5 protein-coding genes are annotated in these 4,435 nt (G+C 67.6%); 2 read left to right on the plus strand and 3 right to left on the minus strand.

Features of this window, described 5'->3' with window-relative positions; translation table 11 throughout:
• On the plus strand, positions 1 to 710 hold a 710-nt coding region (locus ACLP9N_RS12960), incomplete at its 5' end, for a S49 family peptidase (protein ID WP_442407782.1).
• A 1-nt stretch (position 711) separates the two neighbouring features.
• Here the strand turns inward: ACLP9N_RS12960 and ACLP9N_RS12965 are convergent.
• From ACLP9N_RS12965 to ACLP9N_RS12975, 3 genes are all read right to left on the minus strand, one after another.
• Entirely contained in the window at positions 712 to 1,626 is a 915-nt protein-coding gene (locus tag ACLP9N_RS12965; RefSeq protein ID WP_442407783.1) for a class I SAM-dependent methyltransferase, read from the minus strand.
• A gap of 76 nt (positions 1,627 to 1,702) precedes the next feature.
• Positions 1,703 to 2,617 (minus strand): class I SAM-dependent methyltransferase, encoded by a 915-nt coding sequence (locus tag ACLP9N_RS12970; RefSeq protein ID WP_442407784.1) that lies wholly within the window; start codon positions 2,615 to 2,617, stop codon positions 1,703 to 1,705.
• A gap of 12 nt (positions 2,618 to 2,629) precedes the next feature.
• Positions 2,630 to 3,601, minus strand: coding sequence for a class I SAM-dependent methyltransferase (locus ACLP9N_RS12975; RefSeq protein ID WP_442407785.1), 972 nt, complete (start codon positions 3,599 to 3,601; stop codon positions 2,630 to 2,632).
• A gap of 92 nt (positions 3,602 to 3,693) precedes the next feature.
• On the opposite strand from ACLP9N_RS12975, the gene ACLP9N_RS12980 reads away from it, so the two are divergent.
• On the plus strand, positions 3,694 to 4,435 hold a 742-nt coding region (locus ACLP9N_RS12980), incomplete at its 3' end, for an SDR family NAD(P)-dependent oxidoreductase (RefSeq protein WP_442407786.1).

The following is a 4,435-nucleotide window of genomic DNA, read 5'->3' on the forward strand; positions in this document are numbered from 1 at the left end:
GCTCGGTCGCCGCATCGGAGACGATCTGGCGCGAGGTGAAGAGGGCCCGCGAACGCGGCAAGCCGGTCGTGGCGTCGATGGGCGGCGTCGCCGCCTCGGGCGGCTACTACGTCGCGATGGGCGCCGACGCGATCGTGGCGAATCCGGGGACCATCACCGGCTCGATCGGTGTGATCACCGGAAAGCTGGTGGTGCGCGATCTGCTGGAACGGCTGGGCGTGGCTTCGGATACCTTGCGCACCAACGCCAATGCCGACGCCTGGTCGATCGACGCGCCGTTCACCCCGGAGCAGCGGGCGCATCGAGAGGCGGAAGCGGACTTGTTCTACCAGGACTTCGTGGAGCGGGTCGCCGAAGGCCGCAACATGACGACCGACGCCGTGAATCTCGTTGCGCGAGGGCGCGTCTGGACCGGCACGGATGCCCGCGACCGTGGCCTTGTCGACGAACTCGGCGGGTTGGTAACCGCGGTGCGCCGCGCCAAAGTCCTGGCAGGCCTGGACCCGGCCACCGAAGTACGGCTCATCCGCTATCCGGGCTCCTCGCTGCTGGACATGGTCCGCCCCCGGGCCTCGTCGCAACCGGCCGCCGCGTCGCTGCCCGACGCGCTGGGCGGGTTGCTGGCCCGCACTGTTGCCGGGATCATGGAAAACGTCGAGCAGACGATGAGCGGCGCCAGCGCGCTGTGGCTGGGGTCGTCGCGCCTGTGATTCAGCCGGCGAACCGGCCGCTGATGAAGATGATTTCACCGAGCGGGTCGTCGTTTTCCGCGGCCGGCACGTCGATTCCGTGGTGCTTGAACAGGTCAGTCCGGGTCACACCCTCGACGTCCCACCCCTTGTCCCTCAGGTAGTCCACGACGTGGTTGCGCTCGCCGGCATAGACCAGGGACGCCATGTCGAGGTCCAACCCGTGCTCCTCGAAGGGACCGGCCATCTGCCGAACCCGGTCAGCGTCGAGATCCACTATGCCCGGCACGAATTCGGTGGCGATCGTGCTCCCGGGCACGCTGAGCGCGGTGATGTGGTCGAAGAGCCGGTCCTGGGCCTCGGGTGGTAGGTAGATCAGCAGGCCTTCGGCCAACCACGCTATCGGTGCGGCGGTATCGATCCCGGCCGCCTTGAGCGCGGTCGGCCAGTCTGCGCGCAGATCGATGGGAACGGCGTGCCGCGTTGCGGTGGGTTGGGCCCCGATGTCGGCCAAAGTGGTTGTCTTGAACTCGATCACCCGGGGCTGGTCGATCTCGTAGACCACCGTTCCCGTCGGCCACGGCAGCCGGTAGGCGCGAGAGTCCAATCCGGAGGCGAGGATCACCGCTTGGCGCACCCCGGTGCCCGCGGCGTTGATGAAGTAGTCGTCGAAGTACCTGGTCCGCACGGCCATTCCGTCGATCATCGCCTGCATGCGCACCGGCGAGGAGTTCTCGATCGCATCGAGGTCGAGGTCCCCGTCCATCATCTTGGTGAACAATTCCACCCCGACCGAGCGCACCAACGGTTCGGCGAACGGATCATTGATCAAACCGCGCGGATCCCTCGTCGCCATGGCGCGGGCGGCCGCGACCATGGTTGCGGTCGCGCCCACGCTGGACGCCAGATCCCAGTCATCGTCATGAGCGCGTGGCATGAGGAGAATTTAGCCCCCGACGATGCGGCCCGTGGAGCAGGCCGAGGAGGAGCGGGCAATCGAATCCAGCGGGGCGCTATTTCAGCGTCGCGGCGACGTAGCTCATTTCGCCGAAGGCCGCCGTCATCTCGTTCTCGGGGAACTCGAAGCCGTTGCGCTCGTACAGTTCCCTGGCGGGATGCGGGGTCACCTGCCAGCCGTGGTTGGTCAGGTAATCGATGACGATGCTGCGCTCACCCAGGTAGAACAGGTCGGCGGCGTCGAGGTCGAAGCCGGCGCGCCGCCACCGCTCGGTGAAGCGCTGGACTCGCTCGTCGGTGAAGGCCTGCGGGTCGGGCACGTGTTCGGTGGCCAGTCGGCTGCCCGGCGCGCTGAGCGCGGTGATGTTGTCGAACAAGCGGTCCTGAGCCTCGGGGGGCAGGTAGGGCAGCAGCCCTTCGGCGCTCCACGCGGCGGGCTGCGTCACGTCGAAACCGCTCTCCCGCAACGCCTTCGGCCAGTCGTCGCGCAGGTCGATGCCGACCGTGCGCCGCTCGGCGGTCGGTTCGGTGCCCAGTCCGGCCAGCGTGGTGGTTTTGAACTCGATGACCTGCGGTTGATCGATCTCGTAGACCACCGTGCCCGCCGGCCAGCGCAGCCGGTACGCCCTGGTGTCGAGGCCGGAGGCCAGGATGACCGCCTGCCGTACCCCGTCATTGGCGGCGCCCATGAAGAAGTCGTCGAAAAACCTGGTCCGCACCGCGATCTGCTGGGTCCGTGTTTTGCGGTTGAGCAGCGGGTCATCCTCGAAAGTGAGGTCCCCGTCGATGATTCGGATGAACGGGTCCAACCCCACCGCGCGGACCAGCGGATCGGCCAGTGGGTCGTCAAGCAATGCGTCGGGTCCCTGCGACGCCATCGCGCGGGCCGCCGCGACCATGGTCGCGGTCGCGCCCACGCTCGACGCCAGATCCCAGCTGTCGCCTTCGGTGCGTCCTGATTTGGTTGTCATCGCCGATAGCTCCTACTTGTCGAGGGTTCCGCTGGTGTAGAGCATGTCGCCCATGCGCATGTCGTCGTCCTCCAGGGGGGCGAGCCCGTTGGCCGCGAACAACTCCCGGATGCTGCTGCTGGCGAGCCGCCAGCCACTTTCGCTCAGGTACGGGGCCGCCTCGTTGCGGTCGCCGAAGTAGACGAGGCCCGCCATGTCGAGATCGAAACCGTGCGCACGCCAGCGTTCGGAGATGGTCTGCATCCGCTCCTTCATCTTGTCCTCGTCGCCGGGCTCCGGGTTGGGCGCGCTTTCGGTGGCCAACCGGCTGCCCGGGGCGCTGAGTTCGGTGATGGTGTCGAGCAGGCGGTCCTGCGCCTCGGGCGGCAGGTAGCCGAGCAGGCCCTCGGCGCTCCACGCGGTCGGCTGGGCCGGGTCGAATCCGGCGGTGCGCAACGTGGTGGGCCAGTCGTCGCGCAAATCGACGGCCACGACGCGCCGGTCCGCGGTGGGCGCGGCGCCCAGGTCGGCCAGCGTGCGGGTCTTGAACTCGATGACCTCGGGCTGGTCGACCTCGTACACCACCGTCCCGGCGGGCCACGCCAGGCGGTACGCGCGGGAGTCGAGCCCGGACGCCAGGATCACGACCTGCCTGATGCCCGCGTTCGTCGCAGCGAGGAAGAACTCGTCGAAGAACTTGGTGCGCACCGCCATGTTGTCGGCCATGCGAGACATGGCTCCGGCAGATCCCACAGATCCCGGAGCGCCGTCCTGAACGTCGGCGACGTCCTTCAATTCGCTGGGCTCCAACTCGCCGCTCGCCAGGCGGGCGAGCAGGTCTACACCCACCGCCCGGACGAGCGGCTCGGCGAACGGGTCGTTGATCAGCGGACGATCGGCGCGGGTCGCCATCGCGCGGGCCGCCGCGACCATGGTCGCCGTCGCCCCGACGCTGGACGCCAGATCCCAGGTGTCCCCCTCGTACCTAGAACCGGTCGAAGTCATGTCTATCCCCTGTCGGAAGAGTCTGGATACTTAGCTGATTTAACAAGCTTCTCCCACTGTACGCCGCCGCCGATTCGCGGCAACCTTGACTGATGGCGTACGCGGCGGCAGGTAAACGGGTGCTCATCACGGGTGCTTCGTCGGGTTTGGGGGCAGCCCTGGCCAGACAGCTGGCCGCGCAGAACGCGGTGGTGGGCCTGATCGCCCGCCGGCGGGATCGGCTGGGCGAGGTGTTGGCCGACTGCCAGCGGACCTCGCCGGGATCGGCGATGTGGGTGGCCGACCTGGCCGACGCCTCGGCCTTGCGCGCCCTGGCGCGACGGGCTTGGGATGTTCTCGGCGGCATCGACGTGCTGGTCAACAACGCCGCCATTCCGAAACGGCGGCCCGTCGCCGAATTGGATCCGGACGAGGTCGAGGACGTCATGCAGGTCAACTTCTTTGCTCCGATGCGGCTGACGCTGGCCCTGTTGCCGCGGATGCTGGCGCGCGGAACTGGGTTGATCGTCAACGTGTCGAGCGTCGGCGGCCGACTTGGGATCATCCACGAAACCGCCTACTGCGCAAGTAAGTTCGCGCTGTGCGGCTGGAGCGAGGCGATGGCCGTCGATCTGCATGGCTCCGGGATCTCGGTGAAGCTGATCGAGCCGGGCCCGGTCGACACCGAGATCTGGGATCAGCCGGGCAGCGAGGAACCCGTCTACCAGGGGCCTAAGGTGCCGGCCGAGGTGGTAGCCGAAGGAATTATCGCGGCCCTGGGCAGCGACAAATTCGAGCACTACGTCCCAGGACAGATGGCCTTGAAAGAGATAGTCGACGCCAAGAATGCCGACC

This window comes from Mycobacterium sp. (assembly GCF_052144515.1).
GTDB lineage: Bacteria > Actinomycetota > Actinomycetes > Mycobacteriales > Mycobacteriaceae > Mycobacterium.

What these genes read in the sequence shown, in the direction of transcription:
- ACLP9N_RS12970 (WP_442407784.1), bottom strand. Translation starts at nt 2,617, where the DNA reads ATGACAACCAAATCAGGACGCACCGAAGGCGACAGCTGGGATCTGGCG.
- ACLP9N_RS12965 (WP_442407783.1), bottom strand. Translation starts at nt 1,626, where the DNA reads ATGCCACGCGCTCATGACGATGACTGGGATCTGGCGTCCAGCGTGGGC.
- ACLP9N_RS12975 (WP_442407785.1), bottom strand. Translation starts at nt 3,601, where the DNA reads ATGACTTCGACCGGTTCTAGGTACGAGGGGGACACCTGGGATCTGGCG.